This window comes from Vibrio sp. L3-7, assembly GCF_963898195.1.
GTDB lineage: Bacteria > Pseudomonadota > Gammaproteobacteria > Enterobacterales > Vibrionaceae > Vibrio > Vibrio echinoideorum.
Map to the genome: position 1 here is coordinate 1 of NZ_CAWQUW010000070.1, position 1,052 is coordinate 1,052.

Genomic DNA, 1,052 nt, shown 5'->3' on the forward strand with positions numbered 1-1,052 from the left:
TGTCCCGTCCTGAAATGTGTTTACACATTGAGGACGAATTATGACTACTTCAAATAATACCTACGTTAAGCGCACTCAGCGTGATTACACACTAGGCTTTAAATTACAGGTCGTCGCCGCTGTAGAAAGAGGCGATATGACATATAAACAAGCCCAAACCATTTATGGTATTCAAGGCCGTTCAACTGTTTTAACTTGGCTTCGAAAGCACGGTAAGATGAATTGGGCGCAAACTCCAAGGATGAATACCATGCACCAATCAATTAAGCCTAAAGAGTCACCAGCACAGAAAATAAAGCGCCTTGAGAAAGAGCTGGAAGACGAAAAAATAAAGAATCTCTTTTTAAATAGAGTGGTTGATATTCTTGATACTGAACACGGAACTAGCCTCAGAAAAAAGTATCTCGCCAAGGAGCAAGAAGTCTTCAAGAACAGGACGGAATAAGTTTAGTTCGAGTATGTAAGCTATGCGGGATATCGAGACAAAGCGTTTATCAACGAGAAAAGCGAGCTGTTCATCGCCAGTTGGAACTTAAACCCATCAAACAAATGGTGTTGGATATTAGACGTTATATGCCTCGGGTTGGCACTAGAAAACTCTACTTTTTACTTAAGCCAAAGTTGCAAGAACAAGGCATCAAGCTAGGTCGAGATGCTCTTTTCAACTACTTACGTGATGAACGATTATTGGTAAGACCTAAACGTAGTTTTACAAAAACGACAAACAGTAAGCATTGGATGAAAAAACATCCGAACTTATTAAAGAACTACAAACCATGCAATCCAGAGGGTGTGTTAGTAAGTGACATTACCTATATCCAATCAGATGAAGGAGTTCACTATCTCTCATTGGTAACTGATGCGTTTAGTCGGAAAATTATGGGCTACGAGCTAAGCAACGAAATGAAGGCGACGGATGTTGTAAAAGCGCTAGATATGGCTATTAAGGGACGTCAATATCATCGTTCGTGTATCCATCACTCTGATCGTGGTCTCCAGTATTGCTCAGGTGTTTATCAAGATAAGTTGAAAAGTAGCGGCATAAGCCCCTC

At 40.6% G+C, this 1,052-nt stretch carries 1 pseudogene; it reads left to right on the plus strand.

Annotation, left to right across the window (positions count from 1 at the left end):
* Nucleotides 1-40 precede the first annotated feature (40 nt).
* Nucleotides 41-1,052: pseudogene (locus tag AACW75_RS24280) on the plus strand (IS3 family transposase); the annotation flags it as partial.